Genomic DNA, 20,549 nt, shown 5'->3' with positions numbered 1-20,549 from the left:
GTTCTCACCTCACCCGTCCGCCGCGGTCGGACCGCCGACTCAAGAGCTCAGACCCGGCGCAGCAACCCGGTCTTGTCGTAGACGTCCGCGAGGGTCGCATCCGCGACGGCATCCGCCTTGGCGGCGTTCACGGCCAGGATGCGGTCGAGCTCTGCCGGGTCGTCGAGCAGTTCGACGGCGCGGGTGCGCACCGGCTCGAACTCGTTGACCACGACCTCGGCGAGACCCTTCTTGAAGTCCCCGTAGCCGCGACCGGCGTACTCGTCCTCGATGGCGGCGACCTGCCGACCGGTGAGGGCCGCGTAGATCGTGAGCAGATTCGAGACGCCGGGCTTGTTCTCCCGGTCGAAGCGCACGCTGCCGTCGGCATCCGTGACGGCGCGCATGATCTTCTTCGCCGTCTTCGCCGGGTCATCCAGCAGCCACAGCACACCGGCGTCGCTCTCCGCGGACTTCGACATCTTCGACGTCGGATTCTGCAGGTCGTAGATGCGTGCCGTGTCCTTCTGGATCACCGGCACCGGTACGACGAAGGCTTCGCCGAAGCGCGCGTTGAAGCGCTCCGCGAGATCCCGCGTGAGTTCGACGTGCTGCTTCTGATCGTCGCCGACCGGTACGACATCGGTCTGGTACAGCAGGATGTCCGCGGCCATCAGCACCGGATACGTGAACAGCCCGACCGATGTCGCATCGGCACCGTACCGTGCGGACTTGTCCTTGAACTGCGTCATCCGGCCGGCTTCGCCGAAACCGGTGATCGTGGAGAGGATCCAGGCCAGTTCGGCATGCGCGCGCACGTGCGACTGCACGTACAGGGTCGACTGCGACGGCTCGATGCCGGCCGCGATGTACTGGGCGGCCGTGCGGCGCGTCTTCTCGCGAAGGTCCTTCGGATTCTGTGCGACGGTCAGCGCATGCAGGTCGACGACCGAGAAGAACGCGTCATAGGAGTTCTGCAGGTCTCGCCACTGCAGCAGCGCCCCGATGTAGTTGCCGATCTGGAGGGAGTCGGCGGAGGGCTGCATTCCGGAGTACAGGCGAGGTTTCGTCACGGTATCAATCCTAGGGCGACGGTGGAGGTGCCTCGACGTCGCTGACAGCATCGGGGGATGACCGAGAGGACCGAACCGACCAGCAGAGCGGTGCAGATCGTCGGTATCGTCCTCACCGTCCTGTTCGGCGTGCCGTTCGCGCTTTTCGCGTGGATGGCGCTGAGCAGTCGCTTCGGATGGTCGGACGGCGACAGGCACGGCTACGTGCTGATCTTCGGATCGCTCTTCGCGATCGGCCTCGCGATCCCTCTCACGTTGACCGTGCCGCTGATCTTCCGTCGCGGACGACGGGTGACCGCCGGCATCGTGTGCTCGGCTGCCTTCCTGGTCGTCGCCGTCGGGCTCTTCGCAGCTCTGCTGACCGCGTAGGCCGGACGCGGGCCGCTCAGGCCGTGCCCCCTGCGGCGCCCTGCACGCTCAGCGAACGCATCCGCCAGGCGTAGACGGCAACGGCCAGCGTCGTCAGCGCGTACAAGACGACCGCCTGCAGCGCGAACGCCGGATAGTCGATGATCCAGGGCGACAGCCTCGGATCGGCGGCGAACGCCGGGTTGTCGTGGACGTAGGGCACCGCTTGGCCGAGCGCATAGCCGGCGACCTGGCCGACCGTGTAGACGCCGATACCCGCGAGCAGCGCGAGCGCCGCCTGACCGGCGCGCCGTCGCCAGAGCGCGCCCGCGGCCCGGAGCGCGCTGCGGGGCTGCCATCCCGGTGCGGGGGCGAGCCACGCAGACATCAGGGGAGCGCATACGAACGCCGCCACCAGCAGCGCGAGCAGCAACCCGACGCCGATCATCAGCGACGAAGTGCCTCCAGCCCTGCTGCGCATCAGCTGCGGCATGAGCTGCAGGACGAGGATCGGCAGACAGGCGATGAGACAGGCGAGCCAGGTGCGCCAGAGATATCGGATGTTCACCCGATCGATTCTGGTTGCCGGCGCCCCCGTCGGACACAGGGAGAACCCGCCCGTCGTCTCGGGAAAACCCGAGAAGGCGCGTCAGTAGCGGTAGTCCACCACGACGGGCGCGTGGTCGCTCCAGCGCTGGTCATAGGATGCCGCGCGCGCCACGTGGTAGGACTCGACGCGCTCCGCCAGGGCAGGGCTCGCCAGGTGGTAGTCGATCCGCCAACCGGAGTCGTTGTCGAACGCCTTGCCGCGCATCGACCACCAGGTGTAGGGGCCGTCGACCTCGCCGTGGAAGCGGCGACCGACATCGATCCATCCCATGCCGGTGACAGTCGTGCCGTCGGCGGCCGCCAGCTCCGCGCCGGCTTCGCCGAGGAACCGGTCGAAGTACGCTCGTTCGCGCGGCAGGAACCCGGCCTTCTTGCGATTGCCGCGCCAGTTCTTGATGTCGAGCTCCCGGTGCCCGACGTTGAGGTCGCCGGTGACGAGAGCGAGCGTGCCGTCAGCGCCCAACTCGCCCAGACGAGTGCCGAAGGCATCCAGGAAGCGCCATTTCTCGTCCTGCTTGGGCGTGTCGGTCTCGCCGGAGTGCACGTAGGCGCTCACGACGGTCAGCGGCTGGTCGCCGAGCAGGAAATCGCCCTCGATCCACCGCCCCTTCGAGTCGAAATCGTCTGGGCCGAAGGCGGTGCGGGTGGCCAGGGCGGGGGTGCGGCTCGCGATCGCGACACCGGCGCGACCCTTGGCCGTCGCTTCGTCGTGGATGATCGACCAGCCCGGCAGCGCGGCCTCGAGATGCTCGTCCTGACCGCGGACCTCCTGCAGGGTCAGGATGTCGATGTCCGCGGCATCCAGCCAGGTGCTCATTCCGTTGCGGGCGGCCGCCCTGATTCCGTTGACATTGACGGTGGCGATACGCAGGTGAGGCATGTCGTCAGCCTATCGGCGGCGTCGGACATCCTTCTCGACCGACGCCTCAGCGCGGTCGCCCGCAGCGGCGGAGCCGCTGGGCCGATCCTCGACGACGGATCCGGTCGCGGACGCACGCGATCGCCGCTGCGGCGGGGGAGGAGCGGCGGCCTCGACCTGCTCCAGCTCGTCCTGCGCCTCGCGGACTGCACGGTCCGCCGCCCAGATCCGATACCAGGGAGCGGCGGCGCGTGCCTCCTGCGCCGTGCGAAGTCGCACCTGGGCGGCGATCAGCAGGGCCCTGTGCTCGGCCGCCAATCGCTCGGCCTCCGACTCCGGCAGCAGCGCGATGTGGTGGTCCTGGGCGCCGACGGCGATCCAGGATGCCGCGACCAGGAGCACGATCCCGAGAAGGCGGAACCACAGCAGGAGCACGATGAACACCGCGAACGTCGCCAGCAACGGATTCGAGGGCGTGTAGCCGAGGAAAAGGCCGAAACCGAGCTGCAGGACGGTAGCCGCAGCCGCGCCGAGGAACGCGCCCGGCATGATGCGTCGCCAGGTGAGCTGAGTGCCGGTGAGGAAGCGGAACAGTCCCGCCAGCAGCACGATGTTGACGACGTACAGGATGGCGATGGTGACCAGGCGGACCGTGAGCGACGAGATCGCCGTCGCCTCGCCCAGCCCGATCAGCCGGAATCCGACCTCCAACGCCCAGGTTCCGAGCGTGCCCAAGACGGTGCCGACCACGAGTCCCGCACCGAACACGATCGCCGCGACGAAATCCAAACCCTTGAGAATGAAGTAGTTCCGCCGATCCGGCGGAATGCCGAACACTCCGCGCACGGCACGACGGGCGAACGAGATCGCCCCGACGGCCGTCCAGACCAGCGTTCCGAGGGCAATCGCGCCTGTGACGGTGAGGGTGGTCCCCGTGCTCGTCGTCACGATGTCCTGCACCTGTTCAGGAGTGATCACGCCGCCCTCGACGATGAGCCCCGGCACGTAGTTGTTGATGACGCTGATCAGGCCGTCGATGGCCTCGGTGCTGCCGCCCAGCCAGAGCCCGGCGATGGCGAACGCGACGTAGACGGCGGCGAAGGCGGCGAACAGCGCCTGATAACTGACGCCGGCCGCGAGGAGGAAGCCCTCGTGCTGGAGGAAGTGCCGCCATACGCGGACCGGGAACCACTCGAGCGTGCGCTGCGTGAGCGCGGTGGCGCGGGAGAGGGGCTCCTCGAAGCGCTCGCGCAGGTTGTCCTGCGTCTGCTCCCAGCGCGCACGGAGATGCTCCTCCTCGCGGGCTGCGACGTCGGCGGCTCCCCGCTGAGCGCGCGCGTCGCCCGACGGCGTCGGCGTGCTCTCGAGGCGGCTCACCCTGTCAGGTTAGCGAAGGGTCACGGACGGCCGCGCAGGACCGCCTGCTTGACCTCGGCGATCGCCTTGGTCACCTCGATGCCGCGGGGGCACGCCTCGGAGCAGTTGAAGGTCGTGCGGCAGCGCCACACGCCCTCCTTGTCGTTGAGGATGTCGAGGCGGACGCCCGCGTTGTCGTCGCGCGAGTCGAAGATGAAGCGGTGCGCGTTCACGATCGCGGCCGGGCCGAAGTACTGCCCGTCGGTCCAGAACACCGGGCACGAGGACGTGCACGCGGCGCACAGGATGCACTTGGTGGTGTCATCGAAGATGGCGCGGTCGGCGATGGACTGCGTGCGCTCCTTGCCCTTCTCCGGGGTCGAGCTGGCGACGAGGAACGGCTGCACTTCGCGGTACGAGGCGAAGAACGGCTCCATGTCGACGATGAGGTCCTTCTCGAGCGGAAGGCCCTTGATGGCCTCGACGTAGATCGGCTTGGAGATGTCCAGGTCCTTGATCAGCGTCTTGCAGGCCAGGCGGTTGCGGCCGTTGATGCGCATGGCGTCGGATCCGCAGATGCCGTGGGCGCAGGACCGGCGGAAGCTCAGCGAGCCGTCGACCTCCCACTTGATCTTGTGCAGCGCATCGAGGACGCGGTCGGTGGAGTACAGCTCCACGTCGTAGTCGACCCAGTGCGGCTCTGCGTCATTCTCCGGGTCGAAGCGACGGATGATGAACGTGACCAGGAAGGACTGGACTTCCGAGTCCGCTGATTCGGCGGCAGGCGCCTCTGCGACGGCGGTGGACATCTCAGTACTTCCTCTCCATCGGCTGGTAGCGGGTCTGGACGACCGGCTTCGAGTCGAGTCTGATGTGATCGGCGGGCGTCGACGAATGCGGATCGCCGGTGAGATACGCCATGGTGTGCTTCATCCAGTTCTCGTCGTCGCGCTTGGGGAAGTCGTCGCGCATGTGTCCGCCGCGGCTCTCCTCCCGGTGCTGGGCGGCGTACACGACGACCTCGGCGAGGTCGAGCAGGAAGCCGAGCTCGACGGCTTCGAGCAGATCGGTGTTGAAACGGCGGCCCTTGTCATCGACGTGCACGTTGCGGTAGCGCTCGCGCAGCTCGGCGATCACGCCGAGGACGTGCTCGAGGGAGTCGTGCGTGCGGAAGACCTGTGCGCCCTTGTCCATCTCGTCCTGCAGCGTCTTGCGCAGCACGGCGATGCGCTCGGTGCCCTGATTGTTCCGCAGACCCTCGATCATGCCGGACACGAACGCGGCCGGGTTCTCGGGCAGCGGTACGAACTCGGCCGTCCTGGCGTACTCGACGGCGTTGCGGCCGGCGCGCTTGCCGAACACGTTGATGTCGAGCAGCGAGTTCGTGCCGAGTCGGTTCGAGCCGTGCACGGAGACGCAGGCGCATTCGCCGGCGGCGTAGAGGCCGGGGACGACGGTCGTGTTGTCGCTGAGCACCTGTGCGTCGTTGTTGGTCGGGATGCCGCCCATCGCGTAATGCGCCGTCGGCATCACGGGCACGGGCTCGACCACAGGGTCGATGCCCAGGTAGGTGCGGGCGAACTCGGTGATGTCGGGGAGCTTGGTCTCGAGGATCTCCGCGCCCAGGTGCGTGCAGTCCAGCAGCACGTAGTCCTTGTTCGGGCCGGCGCCGCGTCCGTCCAGGACCTCCTGGACCATGGAGCGGGCGACGATGTCGCGCGGTGCGAGGTCCTTGATGGTGGGAGCGTAGCGCTCCATGAAGCGCTCTCCGGAGGCGTTGCGCAGGATCGCACCCTCACCGCGGGCACCCTCGGTGAGCAGGATGCCGAGACCGGCCAGGCCGGTGGGGTGGAACTGGAAGAACTCCATGTCCTCCAGCGGCAGGTTCTTGCGCCAGATGATGCCGACGCCGTCGCCCGTGAGCGTGTGCGCGTTCGAGGTGGTCTTGAAGATCTTGCCGAAGCCGCCGGTCGCGAAGATCACGGCCTTCGACTGGAACACGTGCAGCTCACCCGTGGCGAGGTCGTACGCCACGACGCCGGCGACCTGGGTTCCGCCGGCCTCATCGTTCACCGTGATGAGGTCGAGGACGTAGAACTCGTTGAAGAAGTTGATGCCGAGCTTGACGCAGTTCTGGAACAGCGTCTGCAGGATCATGTGACCCGTGCGGTCGGCGGCGTAGCAGGCGCGGCGCACCGGCGTCTTGCCGTGCTCGGCGGTGTGCCCGCCGAAGCGGCGCTGGTCGATCTTGCCCTCTGGGGTGCGGTTGAACGGCAGACCCATGTTCTCGAGGTCGATGACGGCGTCGATGGCCTCCTTGGCGAGGATCTCCGCGGCATCCTGGTCGACGAGGTAGTCGCCGCCCTTGACCGTGTCGAACGTGTGCCACTCCCAGTTGTCCTCTTCGACGTTCGCGAGAGCCGCGGCCATGCCGCCCTGGGCGGCCCCGGTGTGCGAACGCGTCGGATACAGCTTCGAGATGACGGCGGTCTTCGCGCCGGGGCCCGCCTCGATGGCCGCGCGCATGCCGGCGCCTCCGGCGCCGACGATGACGACATCGAACTGGTGGTAGTGCACGCCGTCGCGGACGACGGAATCGTGAGTCTGCGTGGTCACTCTCTAACTCTCTTCTCAGTTCCCGACTGAACCGTTGGCCACGCACATGTCCCACAGGGTGCTGGACTCTGTGACGCCCAGGCACGGGTCGAACGTGAACACGACGAGCGTGCCCAGGACGATCAGCAGGCCGGCGGCCAGTCCCAGCGCCCAGACCAGCGCCTTGCGGGCGGTCGGGTGGGTGACGTAGTCGTTGACGATAGTGCGCATGCCGTTGGAGCCGTGGATCAGGGCGAGCCACAGCATGATGACGTCCCACCACTGCCACCACGGGTCGGCGAACTTTCCGGCGATGAAGGCGAAGTCCAGTGCGTGGATTCCCTCACCGAGCATGAGGTTCACGAACAGGTGGCCGAAGATGAGGATCACCAGCAGGACGCCGGAGATCCGCATGAACATCCAGCCCCACTTCTCGAGGTTGAAGCGGCGGGTGCGGCGTCCGGATGCGGCGAACGCGGTCTGAGCGGTCATCAGTGTCCCCCTCCGAAGCCGGCGAACGCGAGTGCGAGGTGGCGCGGCACGAAGCCGGCCATCAGCACGGCCCACAGACCGATCACGATCCAGAACATCTGTCGCTGGTAGCGCGCGCCGTTGGACCAGAGGTCGACCAGGATGATGCGCAGGCCGTTGAGCGCGTGGAACACGATGCCGGCGACGAGGACGACCTCGCCGAGGGCCATGATCGGGTTCTTGTACGTGCCGATCACGGCGTTGTACGCCTCCGGCGACACCCGGATGAGTGCTGTATCCAGCACATGCACCAGGAGGAAGAAGAAGATGGCGACGCCCGTGATGCGGTGAAGCACCCATGACCACATTCCTTCACGGCCTCGATAGAGCGTGCCGCGCGGGGTCTTGGATGTCGTCTCCGAAATCGACGGTGTCAAGCGAGTGCTTGCGGACACGGTCGTCCTCCCTGATCGATCTGTATCGGCAGCGCGCACAGGCACGCCCGAACGCTCACCATCCTATTCCCGTTCGATCGCGCCGAGCGAGGAAGGCGAACCTAAGTATCTCGATGTCGAGATTTCTCGCCGCGATAGGGTGAGGGCATGACGGAGCCGATCGAGGACTTCTACGCGGTGATTCCGGCCGGTGGCATCGGGAGCCGTCTGTGGCCCCTTTCCCGGGCCGACGCCCCGAAGTTCCTGCATGACCTGACCGGATCGGGCAACTCGTTGCTGCGCGACACCTGGGATCGGCTCGAGCCGCTCGCCGGTGCGGATCGCATCGCGGTCGTCACAGGACGCGCCCACAGGGCGGCCGTCGAGGGGGAGCTGCCGGGAATCCCGGACATCAACGTGTTCCTGGAGTCCGAGCCGCGCGAGTCGGCCGCTGCGATCGGGCTGGCGGCCGCGATCCTGCACCGGCGCGACCCCGACGTGATCATCGGCTCCTTCGCGGCCGACCACGTCATCCGCGGCACGCGCACCTTCGAGTTCGCCGTCCTGCAGGCCGTCGAAGTCGCTCGGGCCGGATACATCTGCACCATCGGCATCCAGCCGTCGGAGCCGTCGGTCGGCTTCGGATACATCCGCAAGGGGGATGAGCTCATCGTCGACGGCGCGCCGGAGGCCGCGACCGTCGAGCGATTCGTCGAGAAGCCGGACCTGGAGACCGCGAAGGAGTACTACGCGGATCGCTCCTTCCTCTGGAACGCGGGCATGTTCATCGCCAAGGCGAGCGTCCTGCTCGACGAGCTGGCCGCGAACGAACCCGAGCTGCACGCCGGACTGCTCGAACTCGCAGCGGCCTGGGACGACCGCGAACTCCGAGGTCCGGCCGTCGATCGCATCTGGCCCGGTCTGAAGAAGATCGCCATCGACTACGCCGTCGCGGAGCCGGCCGCCGAGAAGGGACGTCTCGCCGTGATCCCCGGGCACTTCGACTGGGACGACGTGGGCGACTTCGCCTCGCTCACCAAGCTCATCTCCAACGGCCGCAAGAACGACCTCGCGGTGCTCGGCCCGAAGGCACGGGTGCTGTCCGATGCCGCGACCGGAATCCTCGTCAGTCAGACCTCGCGCGTGATCAGTCTCGTCGGCGTGCAGGACATCGTCGTGGTGGACACCCCTGACGCTCTGCTGGTGACGACAATCGAACACGCGCAGCGCGTGAAGGGCGTCGTCGAGTCGCTCAAGCTCACCGGACGCGGCGACGTCCTCTGAGCCGGCGGAGGTCGGCTCTGTTTCGAGTTTGTAACCATTAACCGCGCCGGTGCTCCAGTGCGGCGTAACACTGGGTAATTTAGCCTCGGGGCCCTGCGATCGGCGCGGGCCAGTAGTCGTGGAGGCTTACGTGACCATTTCCACTCGAAAGCGCGCACTCGCCGCGCTCGTGGCGACCGGCGTCGCCCTGTCGCTTGCAGGTTGTGGAGCGGCGCCAGAGGAGACCGAGGGCGAAGGCGCAGGCGCGGGTCCGGTCGACTCCGACTTCCTTCCCTGCCTGATCTCCGACGCCGGCGGCTGGAACGACAAGTCGTTCAACCAGTCCGCGAAGGAGGGTATGGATGCCGCGGCCGAAGAGCTCGGCATCGAGCCGCTCGAGTTCGAGTCGGCCAACGACAACGATTACGCGCCGAACCTCGAGACCGCGGTCTCGGAGGGCTGCTCGTTCATCGTCTCGGTCGGCTTCAAGCTGTCGGCGGCGACGGTCGAGTCCGCACTCGCGAACCCCGAGATCAACTACGCGATCATCGACGACTGGGCCGACAACGACTTCGACGGCGAGACGGATGCTCCGAACATCAAGCCGCTCGTCTTCGACACGGCTCAGGCCGCGTACCTCGGCGGCTACGCATCCGCCGCGTGGTCGGCGCAGAGCGGCGTGAACAAGGTCGGCACGTTCGGCGGAATGCAGATCCCGTCGGTGGCCGTGTTCATGGACGGATTCCAGCTCGGCGTCGAGAAGTACAACGAGGACAAGTCCGGTGCCGTCGAGGTGTTCGGCTGGGATGCCGCGACGCAGAAGGGTTCGTTCACGGGCGGATTCGACGCGAACGACACCGCCAAGCAGACCGCGCAGGGCGTGCTCGACCAGGGTGTCGACGTGATCCTCCCGGTCGGTGGCCCGGTCTACCAGAGCGCGGCCGCCGCCATCCGCGACAGCGGCAAGGACACGCTGCTCATCGGCGTCGACAGCGACCTGGCCGTCGCCGACTCGAGCGTGGCGGATCTGACCCTCGTCTCGATCATGAAGGCGATCGACGTCGCGGTCCAGGACGCGACGATCGCGGCCGCCGAGGGCGAGTTCGACGCAGCGCCGTACGTCGGCACGCTCGAGAACGAGGGCGTGAAGCTCTCCGGCTTCGGCGACTTCGAGGCCGAGCTGCCTGAAGGGCTGACGGACGAGCTCGCGACGCTGCAGGAGCAGATCATCTCCGGTGACATCACGGTGGAGTCCGAGAACTCTCCGTGAGCTGAGTGAGTACGGGGCGGGGCGAGTGGTCGCAGGTGACCGCTCGCCCCGCGCCGTGAACGGACACTTCTGGAAATCTTCTGGATAAGGTGCAGATATGAAGCTCGAACTTCGCGGCATCACCAAGCGATTCGGCAGCCTTGTGGCGAACGACCACATCGATCTGGTGGTCGAGCCGGGGCAGATCCACGCGCTGCTGGGTGAGAACGGCGCGGGCAAGTCCACGCTGATGAACGTGCTGTACGGCCTGTATCAGGCCGACGAGGGCGACATCCTCCTCGACGACGTCGTGCAGCACTTCCGCGGACCCGGCGACGCGATGGCGGCCGGCATCGGCATGGTGCACCAGCACTTCATGCTCGTCCCGGTCTTCACCGTCGCCGAGAACGTCATGCTCGGGCACGAGCAGACCAAGGGAGTCGGCGTGCTCGACATCGCCGCGGCACGTGCCCACGTGCGCGCGGTCGCCGAGCGCTTCGGTTTCGACATCGACCCCGACGCCGTCGTCGGGGATCTTCCGGTCGGCGTGCAGCAGCGGGTCGAGATCATCAAGGCGCTCTCCCGGGATGCGCAGGTGCTGGTGTTCGACGAACCGACGGCCGTGCTGACTCCGCAGGAGACCGACGAGCTCATGGGCATCATGCGCCAGCTGCGCGATGAGGGCACTGCGATCGTCTTCATCACGCACAAGCTGCGCGAGGTCCGCGAAGTGGCGGACACCATCACGATCGTGCGCCTGGGGAAGATCGTCGGCGAGGCCTCCCCGACCGCGACGAACGCCGAGCTGGCCACGCTGATGGTCGGCCGAGCCGTCGAGCTCACCGTGCAGAAGGAACCGCCGAAGCTCGGCGAAGGCGGTCTGGAGGTGCGAGGCCTTCGCGTGCTGACACCGACCGGTGCGATCGTGGTCGACGGCGTCGACTTCGCGGTCCGGCCAGGCGAAGTGCTGGCGATCGCCGGTGTGCAGGGCAACGGGCAGACCGAACTCGTCGAGGCGCTGGTCGGACTGGCCGCGCGCGTCGAGGGCTCGATCTCCCTCGACGGGGCGGAGCTCGTCGGCAGGAGCGTCCGCGCGATTCTCGACGCCGGGGTCGGATTCGTCCCGGAGGACCGCACCGAGGACGGACTGGTCGCGAACTTCACCGTCGCGGAGAACCTCATCCTGGACCGCTCGGACGACCCGGCGTTCAGCAGTGCGGGAACGCTCAAGCGCGCAGCCCTCGAGGAGTTCGCCCACGCGCGCATCGCCGAGTACGACATCCGGGCCCAGGGTCCGCAGACCCTCGCCGGAACGCTCTCCGGCGGCAACCAGCAGAAGGTCGTCATCGCCCGCGAGATGAGCCGCGAGCTGCGGCTGCTGGTGGCGGCGCAGCCGACACGAGGGGTGGACGTCGGATCGATCGAATTCATCCACAAGCGGATCATCGAGACACGCGACTCGGGCGTGCCCGTGGTCGTCGTGTCGACCGAACTCGACGAGGTCGCGGCTCTCGCCGACCGGATCGCCGTGATGTACCGCGGTGCGATCATCGGGATCGTCCCCGGTGACACGCCGCGCGAGAAGTTGGGACTCATGATGGCCGGTGTGGCGGATGCGGAGGTGACCGCATGAGCGGATCGACACCCGGTGCGGGAGACGCGACCAAGGGGCTTCCGCCCGAGCAGCTGCCGCCGAGCTCCGGCATCCCCGGCAGCGAGAGGGCCGAGCTCGACCCTCCCCGCGGCAACGTCATCATCAAGGAGATGCTGCGCAGCAACGCCGTGACGACGATCCTCGCGATCGTGCTCGCGCTGATCGTCGGCGGCATCCTGATCGCCCTGACGAACAAGGACGTCCAGGAGACGTCCGTGTATTTCTTCGCCCGACCAGGTGACATGCTCGTCGCCGTCTGGGGGTCGGTGTACGACGGCTACGAGGCGCTCGTGCGCGGTGCGATCTTCAACGCGCGGGGCAACGGCTTCGCCGCGCAGATCAAGCCGCTGACCAATACGCTCGGGTTCGCCGCTCCGCTGATCGCCGCGGGACTCGGCGTCGCGCTGGCGTTCCGGGTCGGCCTGTTCAACATCGGCGCCCGCGGTCAGATGCTCTTCGGCGTCGCGCTGGCCGGGCTCCTGACGTTCCAGCTGGATCTGCCGATCTGGCTGCACATCCCGGCGATGCTGATCGTCGGCATCGCGGGCGGCGCGCTGTGGGGCGGCATCGCAGGCCTCATCAAGGCTCGTACGGGCGCGCACGAGGTGATCCTGACGATCATGCTCAACTACATCGCGTACTACCTGCTGCTGTGGATGATCCGCACGCCGGGGCTCCTCCAGAAACCGGGGACGAATCAGGCCCTCGGTTCGCCGACGCCGCAGAACGCGCAGTTCCCGCCGCTGTTCGGAGCGCAGTTCCCGCTGCTGGACCTCGGCTTCGTGATCGTCATTCTGGTGACCCTGTTCGTCTGGTGGCTCATCGAGCGCTCCTCGCTCGGCATGCGCATGCGCGCGGTCGGCGAGAACCCGCATGCCGCACGGGCCGCCGGCATCAACGTGCAGCGCATCTACGTCTACGCGATGCTGTTCGCCGGCGGTCTCGCCGGTCTCGCAGGCATGAACCAGCTGCAGGGATCCGTCACCACCGGCATCACCGAGACGATCGACGCGGGCATCGGCTTCGACGCGATCACGGTCGCGCTGCTCGGCCGCAGTCGGGCATGGGGCACGTTCGCCGCCGGCATCCTGTTCGGTGCGCTCAAGGCCGGATCGTTCTCGATGCAGGCGCAGGACATCCCTGTCGACATCGTGCTCGTCGTGCAGTCGCTCGTCGTGCTGTTCATCGCGGCTCCTCCGCTGCTGCGAACGGTCTTCTTCCTGCCCAAGACGGATGCCGAGAAGGCCGCCAAGGCGAGAGCCAAGGCCGCGAAGAAGGCGGTGGCCGCATGAGCTCCTCCGTGCAGACCCAGGCCGCCGACGGCACCGTGCAGCTCGCCACCGTGCGCGAGCGGCATTGGAAGACTCCGATCGTGCTGGCCGTCGCGACCGTGCTCCTCGCCCTGCTGTTCCTGCTCGTGCCCCGAACAGGGACGAGCACCTTCCGCCTGGGCGATCGATCCTCGGTCGTCGACATGCCCGACGTCCCGCTGCCGACCACTGTCACATCCTGGGTGCTGATCGTCCTGCTCGTGCTGATGGTCGCCTTCGCCGCCGTGCAGGCGTGGAACTACCGGAGCGTGCCGCTGTGGCTCATCTCCGTCTTCGGCGTGGTGGCCGTGTTCGCGTTCCTCGTGTGGGCCGCTGCCGGCGGTCTCGTGCCCGTCACGAGCCTGCTCGTCGGAGCGGTCTCGCTGTCGGTGCCGCTGGTGTTCGGCGCACTCGGCGGCGTCATCGGCGAACGCGCCGGTGTCGTCAACGTCGCGATCGAGGGGCAGCTGCTGCTCGGAGCCTTCTCCGCCGCACTGCTGTCGAGCATCACCGGCAACCCGTTCGTCGGACTCATCGGCGCGATGATCGGCGGCGTGCTCGTCGCGAGCGTGCTCGCCGTCTTCGCGATCAAGTACCTCGTCGAGCAGGTCATCGTCGGTGTCGTGCTGAACGTGCTCGTCACGGGCCTGACCGGGTTCCTGTACGGCGCGCTGCTGGCGCCGAACGAGGCCGAGCTCAACACCGCGGCGCGCTTCTCACGGATCAAGATCCCGATCCTGGGCGACATCCCGATCATCGGTCCCGTGCTGTTCAACCAGACGGTGATCGTGTATCTGATGTTCGTGACTGTCGCGATCGTCGCGTGGGGCCTGTACCGCACCCGCTGGGGCCTGCGTCTGCGCGCGGTCGGCGAGCACCCCAAGGCCGCCGACACCGTGGGCATCCGGGTGAACCCGACCCGGTTCTGGAACGTGCTGCTCGCCGGCGCGATCGCCGGCATCGGAGGAGCGTACTTCACGCTCGTCTCGGTGCCGCAGTTCGGCAAGGAGATGACGGCCGGCCTCGGCTTCATCGCCCTCGCAGCCGTGATCTTCGGCCGGTGGGATCCGATCCGCGCGACGCTGGCCGCGCTGCTGTTCGGCTTCGTCACCAACCTGCAGAACCTCCTGACCATTCTGAAGACGCCCATCCCCGGCGAATTCATGCTGATGCTGCCGTACCTGGTCACGCTGCTCGCGGTGGCCGGATTCGCCGGACAGATCCGCGCACCTGCCGCCAGCGGCAAGCCGTACATCAAGAACTGAGGACGAGATGACCGATATCGACTGGGACGAGCTGCGCTCGGTCGCCACCGAGGCGATGACGAAGGCGTACGCGCCCTACTCGCGATACAGGGTGGGCGCCGCAGCGCTCGTCGACGACGGCCGGATCATCGCCGGCTGCAACGTCGAGAACGCCTCGTACGGCGTCGGGCTGTGCGCGGAGTGCGCCCTGGTCGGCGACTTGCACATGTCCGGCGGTGGGCGACTCGTCGCCTTCGTGTGCGTGAACGGCGAGGGGCAGACGATCATGCCGTGCGGCCGCTGCCGCCAGCTGCTGTTCGAGCACGCCACGACGGGGATGCTGCTGGAGACCGTCTCGGGGATCCGGACGATCGACGAGGTGCTCCCCGATGCGTTCGGTCCGCGCGATCTGGAGGACGCCCGATGAGCGCCGTCGAAGCGTTCGACGCCGTCGACGTCATCCGTGCCAAGCGCGACGGCGGGGTCGTCCCGGAGCCGGCGCTGCGCTGGATGGTCGACGCGTACACCCGCGGCTACGTCTCCGACGCGCAGATGGCGTCGTTCGCGATGGCCGTGTTCCAGCGCGGCATGGAGCGTGACGAGATCCGCATCCTCACCGACGCGATGATCGCTTCGGGGGAGCGGATGAGCTTCGCGGCCCTCGGCAAGCGCACGGTCGACAAGCACTCCACGGGCGGCGTCGGCGACAAGATCACGCTGCCGCTCGCACCGCTGGTCTCGGCGTTCGGCGTCGCCGTGCCGCAGTTGTCGGGTCGAGGACTCGGCCACACCGGCGGCACGCTCGACAAGCTCGAGTCGATCCCCGGGTGGCGCGCGGCGTTGAGCAACGACGAGATGTTCGCGCAGATGCAGTCGGATGTCGGCGCCGTGATCTGCGCCGCCGGTTCGGGCCTCGCACCGGCGGACAAGAAGCTGTATGCGCTGCGCGACGTCACCGGCACGGTGGAGGCGATTCCGCTGATCGCGTCCAGCATCATGTCGAAGAAGATCGCGGAGGGCACCGATGCACTCGTGCTGGACGTGAAGTTCGGCTCCGGTGCGTTCATGCAGGACATCGATCGCGCCAGGGAGCTGGCGCGGACCATGGTCGCGCTCGGCACCGATTCGGGCGTCGCGACGACCGCGCTGCTGACGGACATGAACGTGCCGCTCGGCTTCGCGATCGGCAACGCCAACGAGGTCCGCGAATCCGTCGAGGTTCTCGCAGGCGGCGGCCCGGCCGACATCCGCGAGCTCACGGTGGCGCTGGCGCGCGAGATGCTCGATCTCGCCGGCATCCCGGATGCCGACATCGAAGCCGCCCTCGACGACGGCCGTGCGATGGACAGCTGGAAGGCGATGATCCGCGCGCAGGACGGTGATCCGGATGCCCCGCTTCCGACGGCACGCGAGACGCACGTCGTCACCGCCCCGAGCGATGGCATCGTGACGCGCATGGAGGCGCTGCCGTTCGGCATCGCCGCGTGGCGTCTCGGCGCAGGCCGCGCCAGAGCGGAGGATCCCGTGATCCATGCCGCCGGCATCGACCTGCATGCCAAGCCGGGCGATCGCGTGGTGGCTGGTCAGCCGCTGTTCACGCTCTCGGCCGATGACGACGCGCGGTTCGCGCGCGCGATCGAGGCGGTCGACGGCGCCTGGGAGATCGGCACCGACGCCCCCGAGATCGGACCGCTCGTCCGTGAGCGCATCACCGCGTAGGCTGTGAGCCGCACCCCACCCGCACTGCTGAGAGGTCATCCATGTCGATCGAGCCGACCGGCGACGCCACGCTTCAGGGCGTCTCGCTGCGCAGCCTGCCCAAGGTCTCGCTGCACGACCATCTCGACGGCGCCGTGCGCCCGGAGACCATCCTCGAACTGGCCGACGACGCCGGCGTCGATGTGCCGGCGCAGAACCCCGAGCTGCTCGGCGATTGGATCGCGAAGAAGTGCGATTCCGGCTCTCTCGTGGAGTACCTCAAGACGTTCGAGCTCACGACGGCGGTCATGCAGACCACTGGCGCACTGACGCGCATCGCGCGGGAGTTCGTCGAGGACCTCGCCGATGACGGTGTCATCTACGGCGAGGTGCGCTGGGCGCCGGAGCAGCACCAGGTCGGGGGCCTCTCGCTGGATCAGGCCGTCGAGGCCGTGCAGCAGGGCATCGAGGAGGGTGAGGAGGCTGCGGACCGCGCCGGTCGCAGCATCCGTGTCGGACAGCTGATCACGGCCATGCGGCAGAGCGATCGGACCCGCGAGATCGCGGAATTGGCCGTGGCGCACCGTGGTCGTGGCGTGGTCGGATTCGATCTCGCCGGTCCGGAGGACGGCTTCCCCGCGTCGGACCACAGGGCGGCATTCGAGCACCTCGCCGAGCACTTCTTCCCTGTGACCGTGCACGCCGGAGAAGCCGCGGGCATCGCGTCGATCCGTTCAGCGCTGCTGGACGGACGCGCGCTGCGGCTCGGGCACGGCGTCCGGATCGTCTCCGACCTGCAGGTCATCAACCGGGAGGACGACGAGGTGCAGGTGCAGTTCGGCGACCTGGCGCGCTGGGTGCGCGACCGTGAGATCCCGCTCGAGCTGTCGCCGTCGTCGAACCTCCAGACCGGAGCGATCGCCGCATGGGGGACGGAGATCGCCGATCACCCGTTCGATCTGCTGTATCAGCTCGGCTTCGCGGTGACCGTGAACGTCGACAACCGCACCATGAGCCGCACCTCGCTCACCCGGGAGCTGTCGCTGCTCGTGGATGCCTTCGGCTACGACCTCGACGACCTCGAGACGTTCCAGTTCAATGCCGCGGCCGCAGCGTTCCTCCCCGTCGAGGAGCGCGAAGAGCTCGTGGAGATGATCGCCGAAGGCTTCGGGGACTGACGCGCCGACGATGGATGCCGCGTCCTCTCGCGCTGCAGCGCGCTCTCGGCGTCGCCGCCGCCGACGACTCGCCTTCGGCCTGACGATCGGCGCCCTCGCGCTCGTCGCCGTCGTCGCGGTGGCGGCGGTCGTGCTGACGCCCCAGGCGACGGCCGAGGCCGCGCCGCCGCGCCGCGCGGCCACACCGGCTCCTGTTCCGCTGACTCCCTCGGAGGCACTCCTCGCCGACACCGATGATCCACTGGCCTGCGCCGTGACGTTCTCCGGCGCCGGCATCGAACTCGAGCCGATGCTGCAGCAGCAGGGTGGCCTCTACGCTGGTCTGCCCATCCCGGTTCAGGACGGCAGAGTCTTCGCCGGGTGGTACGCCACAGTCGAGGATGCCGAGATCTTCGACGTCGCCTCGCGGATCAACGGTTCGCGGGTCGTCGAATGCGCAGAGCAGCAGCGGGAGCTTTTCGCAGCGTGGAAGACGCCGGAGGAGAACGCGGCGGAGGACGCCGGCATCCCGATCCTCATGTACCACCAGTTCACGACCAGGCCGGAAGGCGAGGACGGCTGGCTGAGGGGGAACTACGCCTACATCGGCGACTTCGACGCCCACATGCAGCACATCGCCACGACCGGGTTCTACATGCCGACCTGGGACGAACTGAGCGCGTTCATCGACGGCAGGCTGTTCCTGCCGGCGCGCTCGGTCATCATCACCGACGACGACGCCGACCAGACCTGGTTCGATCTCGCCGTGCCCGTCGTCGACCGCCACCAGGTGCTCACGACGTCCTTCATGGTGACCGCGTACCGACAGGATCCACCCCCGTCCGTGTACGTGCTGCGCCGCTCGCACACGCACGACATGCATCAGGCGGGCGACAACGGGCGCGGCCGGATGGAGAACTGGTCGGCCGATGAGATCGCCGCCGACCTCAACGCCTCCGGCGACATCCTGGGCGTGCGCGAGGTCATCGCCTACCCCTTCGGGCACCACAACGACACCGCGAAACAGGGCGTCGCACTCGCGGGCTACGAGATGGCGCGCACGATCGAACCCGGCGTCGTGCGGATCGGCACCGACAAGCTCGCGCTGCCGGTGGTGCGCATCGACTACGGAATGGGGCTCGACGCGCTCGTGTCCCGGATCGGATGACCATGACGTCCCCCAGCGTGTTCATCGCGGGCCCGGCATCCTGGAACCGTCTGGTCGTGCTCGATCACCTGCCGGAGCCGGTGCCGCACATGCAGTTCGCCGAGGACTCGTGGGAGACCGTGGGCGGCACGAGTGCGGGCAAGGTGCTGAGCCTCACCGCGCTCGGCCGCGACGTGCTGCTGTACGCCCTGAGCGCGGACGACGAGGACGGCCGCCGGGTGCGCTCCGCCCTGTCGGATGCCGGTGCGCCGACGCTCTGGGGGACGAGCGCGCAGACCGAGCGGCACCTGAACCTCATGACCCCTGCGGGGGAGCGCGTCTCGCTCTACCTGTCGTCGCCGGCGGCTTCGGACGGTGCGCAGGACGATCGGATCCGTCGGACGATGGCGGATGCCGACGCTCTCGTCCTCGACCTCGCGGCCGAGCCGCTGCGTCTGCTGCCGATGGCCGCCGAGACGGGCGTCCCGATCTGGGTCGACGTGCACGACTACGACGGCGAGGCCGAGTTCCATCGCCCGTTCCTCGCCGTCGCGGATGCCGTGTTCTGCAATGCGGACAAGCTGGATGACCCGGTGGCCTTCCTGCGCTCCCGCATCGCGGCCGGTGCGTCGCTCGCCGTGTGCACTCTGGGTGCGGACGGCGCCGTGGCCGTGGATGACGATGGCGGCGAGCACCGCGTCGCAGCCATCAGGGTCGACGTCCACGACACGAACGGCGCCGGCGACGCATTCCTCGCCGGAGTCCTCGATGCGCGGCTGTCAGGGCTCGGTGTTCCCGCGGCGCTCGAAGCCGGGGCCCGCTCGGCGTCGACCGTGCTCGGCACTCGCCACCTGCATCCGCTGCTGGATCCCCACCTCGGTCGTTGAGCGAGGACGCCGCAGGCGACCGAGCCGAAACGGGGGCGCAGTCCGGTAGTACTGTGCAGGTGTGAACATCGCACTCTGGATCGTCGCGGGCGTCTTCAGCCTCGCCTACGTCGTGGGCGGCATCATCAAGCTGGCGTGGCCGTACGAGCGGTACGCCGCAGCCACGCACTGGGCCGAGGACTTCTCCGGTCCCCAGGTCAAGTTCATGGGCGTGCTCGAGATCCTCGGCGGGATCGGCCTGACGCTGCCCGCGCTGGTCGGCATCGCGCCCGTGCTCGTTCCCCTCGCCGCATCCGCGCTGGCGCTCTACATGGCCGGCGCCGCCACCGAGCGCATCCGTCGGAACGAGTACACGCTCTTCCTGGGCGATCTGCTCTTCCTCGCTGCGATGGTGTTCCTCGCGTGGGGGCGCCTCGCCGTGGAGCCGTTCGTCTCCTGACGCTCCCGCTCAGCCGGCGACGGATGCCGCGAGGTCGTCGGCGAACCGGCCGGTCAGATCCGTGACCGTCGCGTGCATCGCGTCGTCCGAGATCGAGGGCGTCCCGTCCCCTGGTTGAGGGCCGTAGTCGCCGAACGAGGCGTGCGACGCTCCGTCGATCTCGACGAGCTCGGCGCTCTCGGGGAGCAGATGACGGGCATCGGCGATCTTCTCCGGCGTCGAGAGGCCGTCTTCGCTGCCGGCCAGGCTGAGCACGGGGAGGTCGGTCTCCGCGAGGTCGGCCGCGCAGTACGAGGCGAACAGCAGCAGGGCCTCGGCATCCGACGCCAGCTGGCAGGCACGAACGCCGCCCAGCGAGTGCCCGCCGACGATCCACGAGTCGACCTCCGGCGCGGCAGAGGTGAAGGCGTCGACGCCGCGAGGGTCGAAGAAGGCAAGGTTGAGCCACGGCCGCGTGATCACGACAGTGACGCCGTCCTCCGCCACGATGCCCTGCAAGATCGCGGCGTATGCCCAGGGGTCGACCTTGGCGCCGGGGATGAACACGAGCCCGATCCCGCTGTCGCCGTCCGCGGGGGAGAGCACGATGCCCTGATCCGCGTCATCGATCACGACATCGGGATTCTCCCTCACGCTCGCCAGGGGCTCCGGTTCGGCCGCCATGACGCCGACCTGGCTCCAGATGACGATCCCGATGATCCCGAGGACGATGACGGCGCCCAGGGACCCCAGGATCCAGGCGACGATCCGCCGTCCGCGTCTCTTCCTCACCCGTTC

The 20,549-nt window shown here is 68.1% G+C and carries 21 protein-coding genes; 12 read left to right on the top strand and 9 right to left on the bottom strand.

Going from position 1 to position 20,549, the window contains the following annotated elements; genetic code table 11:
* Positions 1–47: 47 nt before the first annotated feature.
* Positions 48–1,052, bottom strand: a complete 1,005-nt coding sequence (trpS, locus tag ACI7YT_RS13075; protein ID WP_406245969.1) for a tryptophan--tRNA ligase — start codon at positions 1,050–1,052, stop codon at positions 48–50.
* A gap of 57 nt (positions 1,053–1,109) precedes the next feature.
* Here trpS and ACI7YT_RS13070 point away from each other — a divergent pair, with 57 nt between their 5' ends.
* Positions 1,110–1,421 (top strand): hypothetical protein, encoded by a 312-nt coding sequence (locus ACI7YT_RS13070; protein WP_406245968.1) that lies wholly within the window; start codon positions 1,110–1,112, stop codon positions 1,419–1,421.
* A 16-nt stretch (positions 1,422–1,437) separates the two neighbouring features.
* Here the strand turns inward: ACI7YT_RS13070 and ACI7YT_RS13065 are convergent, their stop codons facing one another.
* The 7 genes from ACI7YT_RS13065 to sdhC form a co-directional block, all read right to left on the bottom strand.
* Positions 1,438–1,968 carry a hypothetical protein gene (locus ACI7YT_RS13065; RefSeq protein WP_406245967.1) on the bottom strand — a complete coding sequence of 177 codons (531 nt, stop codon included), beginning with the start codon at positions 1,966–1,968 and terminating at the stop codon, positions 1,438–1,440.
* Positions 1,969–2,049: 81 nt separating this feature from the next.
* A complete protein-coding gene (locus ACI7YT_RS13060) occupies positions 2,050–2,889 on the bottom strand; it encodes an exodeoxyribonuclease III (RefSeq protein WP_406245966.1) in 840 nt (279 codons plus the stop codon).
* Positions 2,890–2,898: 9 nt separating this feature from the next.
* Positions 2,899–4,245, bottom strand: coding sequence for a YhjD/YihY/BrkB family envelope integrity protein (locus ACI7YT_RS13055; protein ID WP_406245965.1), 1,347 nt, complete (start codon positions 4,243–4,245; stop codon positions 2,899–2,901).
* 20 nt (positions 4,246–4,265) lie between these two features.
* Entirely contained in the window at positions 4,266–5,033 is a 768-nt protein-coding gene (locus tag ACI7YT_RS13050) for a succinate dehydrogenase iron-sulfur subunit (protein WP_406245964.1), read from the bottom strand.
* A 1-nt stretch (position 5,034) separates the two neighbouring features.
* Positions 5,035–6,840, bottom strand: coding sequence for a succinate dehydrogenase flavoprotein subunit (gene sdhA / locus ACI7YT_RS13045; protein ID WP_406245963.1), 1,806 nt, complete (start codon positions 6,838–6,840; stop codon positions 5,035–5,037).
* A gap of 15 nt (positions 6,841–6,855) precedes the next feature.
* Positions 6,856–7,311 carry a succinate dehydrogenase hydrophobic membrane anchor subunit gene (locus ACI7YT_RS13040; protein ID WP_406245962.1) on the bottom strand — a complete coding sequence of 152 codons (456 nt, stop codon included), beginning with the start codon at positions 7,309–7,311 and terminating at the stop codon, positions 6,856–6,858.
* Positions 7,311–7,745, bottom strand: a complete 435-nt coding sequence (sdhC, locus tag ACI7YT_RS13035) for a succinate dehydrogenase, cytochrome b556 subunit (RefSeq protein ID WP_406245961.1) — start codon at positions 7,743–7,745, stop codon at positions 7,311–7,313. The genes ACI7YT_RS13040 and sdhC overlap by 1 nt, the downstream gene beginning before the upstream one ends.
* Positions 7,746–7,892: 147 nt before the next feature.
* Here sdhC and ACI7YT_RS13030 point away from each other — a divergent pair, with 147 nt between their 5' ends.
* From ACI7YT_RS13030 to ACI7YT_RS12980, 11 genes are all read left to right on the top strand, one after another.
* Positions 7,893–9,008 (top strand): mannose-1-phosphate guanylyltransferase, encoded by a 1,116-nt coding sequence (locus ACI7YT_RS13030; protein WP_406245960.1) that lies wholly within the window; start codon positions 7,893–7,895, stop codon positions 9,006–9,008.
* 130 nt (positions 9,009–9,138) lie between these two features.
* Positions 9,139–10,257: a BMP family protein gene (locus ACI7YT_RS13025; protein ID WP_406245959.1), complete on the top strand. Its 1,119-nt coding sequence runs from the start codon at positions 9,139–9,141 to the stop codon at positions 10,255–10,257.
* 97 nt (positions 10,258–10,354) lie between these two features.
* Positions 10,355–11,869, top strand: coding sequence for an ABC transporter ATP-binding protein (locus ACI7YT_RS13020; protein ID WP_406245958.1), 1,515 nt, complete (start codon positions 10,355–10,357; stop codon positions 11,867–11,869).
* Complete coding sequence (locus tag ACI7YT_RS13015; protein ID WP_406245957.1) at positions 11,866–13,182, top strand: ABC transporter permease; 1,317 nt, start codon at positions 11,866–11,868, stop codon at positions 13,180–13,182. The genes ACI7YT_RS13020 and ACI7YT_RS13015 overlap by 4 nt, the downstream gene beginning before the upstream one ends.
* Positions 13,179–14,465, top strand: coding sequence for an ABC transporter permease (locus ACI7YT_RS13010; RefSeq protein WP_406245956.1), 1,287 nt, complete (start codon positions 13,179–13,181; stop codon positions 14,463–14,465). The genes ACI7YT_RS13015 and ACI7YT_RS13010 overlap by 4 nt, the downstream gene beginning before the upstream one ends.
* 7 nt (positions 14,466–14,472) lie before the next feature.
* Entirely contained in the window at positions 14,473–14,871 is a 399-nt protein-coding gene (locus tag ACI7YT_RS13005; RefSeq protein ID WP_406245955.1) for a cytidine deaminase, read from the top strand.
* Complete coding sequence (locus ACI7YT_RS13000; protein WP_406245954.1) at positions 14,868–16,163, top strand: thymidine phosphorylase; 1,296 nt, start codon at positions 14,868–14,870, stop codon at positions 16,161–16,163. The genes ACI7YT_RS13005 and ACI7YT_RS13000 overlap by 4 nt, the downstream gene beginning before the upstream one ends.
* Positions 16,164–16,204: 41 nt before the next feature.
* Complete coding sequence (locus tag ACI7YT_RS12995) at positions 16,205–17,320, top strand: adenosine deaminase (RefSeq protein WP_406245953.1); 1,116 nt, start codon at positions 16,205–16,207, stop codon at positions 17,318–17,320.
* A 10-nt stretch (positions 17,321–17,330) separates the two neighbouring features.
* Entirely contained in the window at positions 17,331–18,467 is a 1,137-nt protein-coding gene (locus ACI7YT_RS12990; RefSeq protein ID WP_406245952.1) for a polysaccharide deacetylase family protein, read from the top strand.
* A gap of 2 nt (positions 18,468–18,469) precedes the next feature.
* A complete protein-coding gene (locus tag ACI7YT_RS12985; RefSeq protein WP_406245951.1) occupies positions 18,470–19,333 on the top strand; it encodes a carbohydrate kinase family protein in 864 nt (287 codons plus the stop codon).
* Positions 19,334–19,394: 61 nt separating this feature from the next.
* A complete protein-coding gene (locus ACI7YT_RS12980; protein ID WP_406245950.1) occupies positions 19,395–19,772 on the top strand; it encodes a DoxX family protein in 378 nt (125 codons plus the stop codon).
* A gap of 9 nt (positions 19,773–19,781) precedes the next feature.
* Here ACI7YT_RS12980 and ACI7YT_RS12975 read toward each other — a convergent pair whose 3' ends face one another.
* Positions 19,782–20,543, bottom strand: a complete 762-nt coding sequence (locus ACI7YT_RS12975) for an alpha/beta hydrolase (protein WP_406245949.1) — start codon at positions 20,541–20,543, stop codon at positions 19,782–19,784.
* Between the last annotated feature and the right edge of the window lie 6 nt (positions 20,544–20,549).

The organism is Microbacterium sp. M (genome assembly GCF_045181065.1).
GTDB lineage: Bacteria > Actinomycetota > Actinomycetes > Actinomycetales > Microbacteriaceae > Microbacterium.
The sequence above is the reverse complement of the archived record's forward strand: the minus strand, read 5'-3'. Positions and strand labels throughout refer to the sequence as shown.

Coding starts and splice junctions, on each gene's coding strand:
- ACI7YT_RS13060 (WP_406245966.1), bottom strand. CDS start 2,889: ATGCCTCACCTGCGTATCGCCACCGTCAATGTCAACGGAATCAGGGCG.
- ACI7YT_RS12995 (WP_406245953.1), top strand. CDS start 16,205: ATGTCGATCGAGCCGACCGGCGACGCCACGCTTCAGGGCGTCTCGCTG.
- ACI7YT_RS13000 (WP_406245954.1), top strand. CDS start 14,868: ATGAGCGCCGTCGAAGCGTTCGACGCCGTCGACGTCATCCGTGCCAAG.
- ACI7YT_RS13020 (WP_406245958.1), top strand. CDS start 10,355: ATGAAGCTCGAACTTCGCGGCATCACCAAGCGATTCGGCAGCCTTGTG.
- ACI7YT_RS13005 (WP_406245955.1), top strand. CDS start 14,473: ATGACCGATATCGACTGGGACGAGCTGCGCTCGGTCGCCACCGAGGCG.
- ACI7YT_RS13050 (WP_406245964.1), bottom strand. CDS start 5,033: ATGTCCACCGCCGTCGCAGAGGCGCCTGCCGCCGAATCAGCGGACTCG.
- ACI7YT_RS13070 (WP_406245968.1), top strand. CDS start 1,110: ATGACCGAGAGGACCGAACCGACCAGCAGAGCGGTGCAGATCGTCGGT.
- ACI7YT_RS12985 (WP_406245951.1), top strand. CDS start 18,470: ATGACGTCCCCCAGCGTGTTCATCGCGGGCCCGGCATCCTGGAACCGT.
- ACI7YT_RS13015 (WP_406245957.1), top strand. CDS start 11,866: ATGAGCGGATCGACACCCGGTGCGGGAGACGCGACCAAGGGGCTTCCG.
- ACI7YT_RS13010 (WP_406245956.1), top strand. CDS start 13,179: ATGAGCTCCTCCGTGCAGACCCAGGCCGCCGACGGCACCGTGCAGCTC.
- ACI7YT_RS12990 (WP_406245952.1), top strand. CDS start 17,331: ATGGATGCCGCGTCCTCTCGCGCTGCAGCGCGCTCTCGGCGTCGCCGC.
- ACI7YT_RS13040 (WP_406245962.1), bottom strand. CDS start 7,311: ATGACCGCTCAGACCGCGTTCGCCGCATCCGGACGCCGCACCCGCCGC.
- ACI7YT_RS13030 (WP_406245960.1), top strand. CDS start 7,893: ATGACGGAGCCGATCGAGGACTTCTACGCGGTGATTCCGGCCGGTGGC.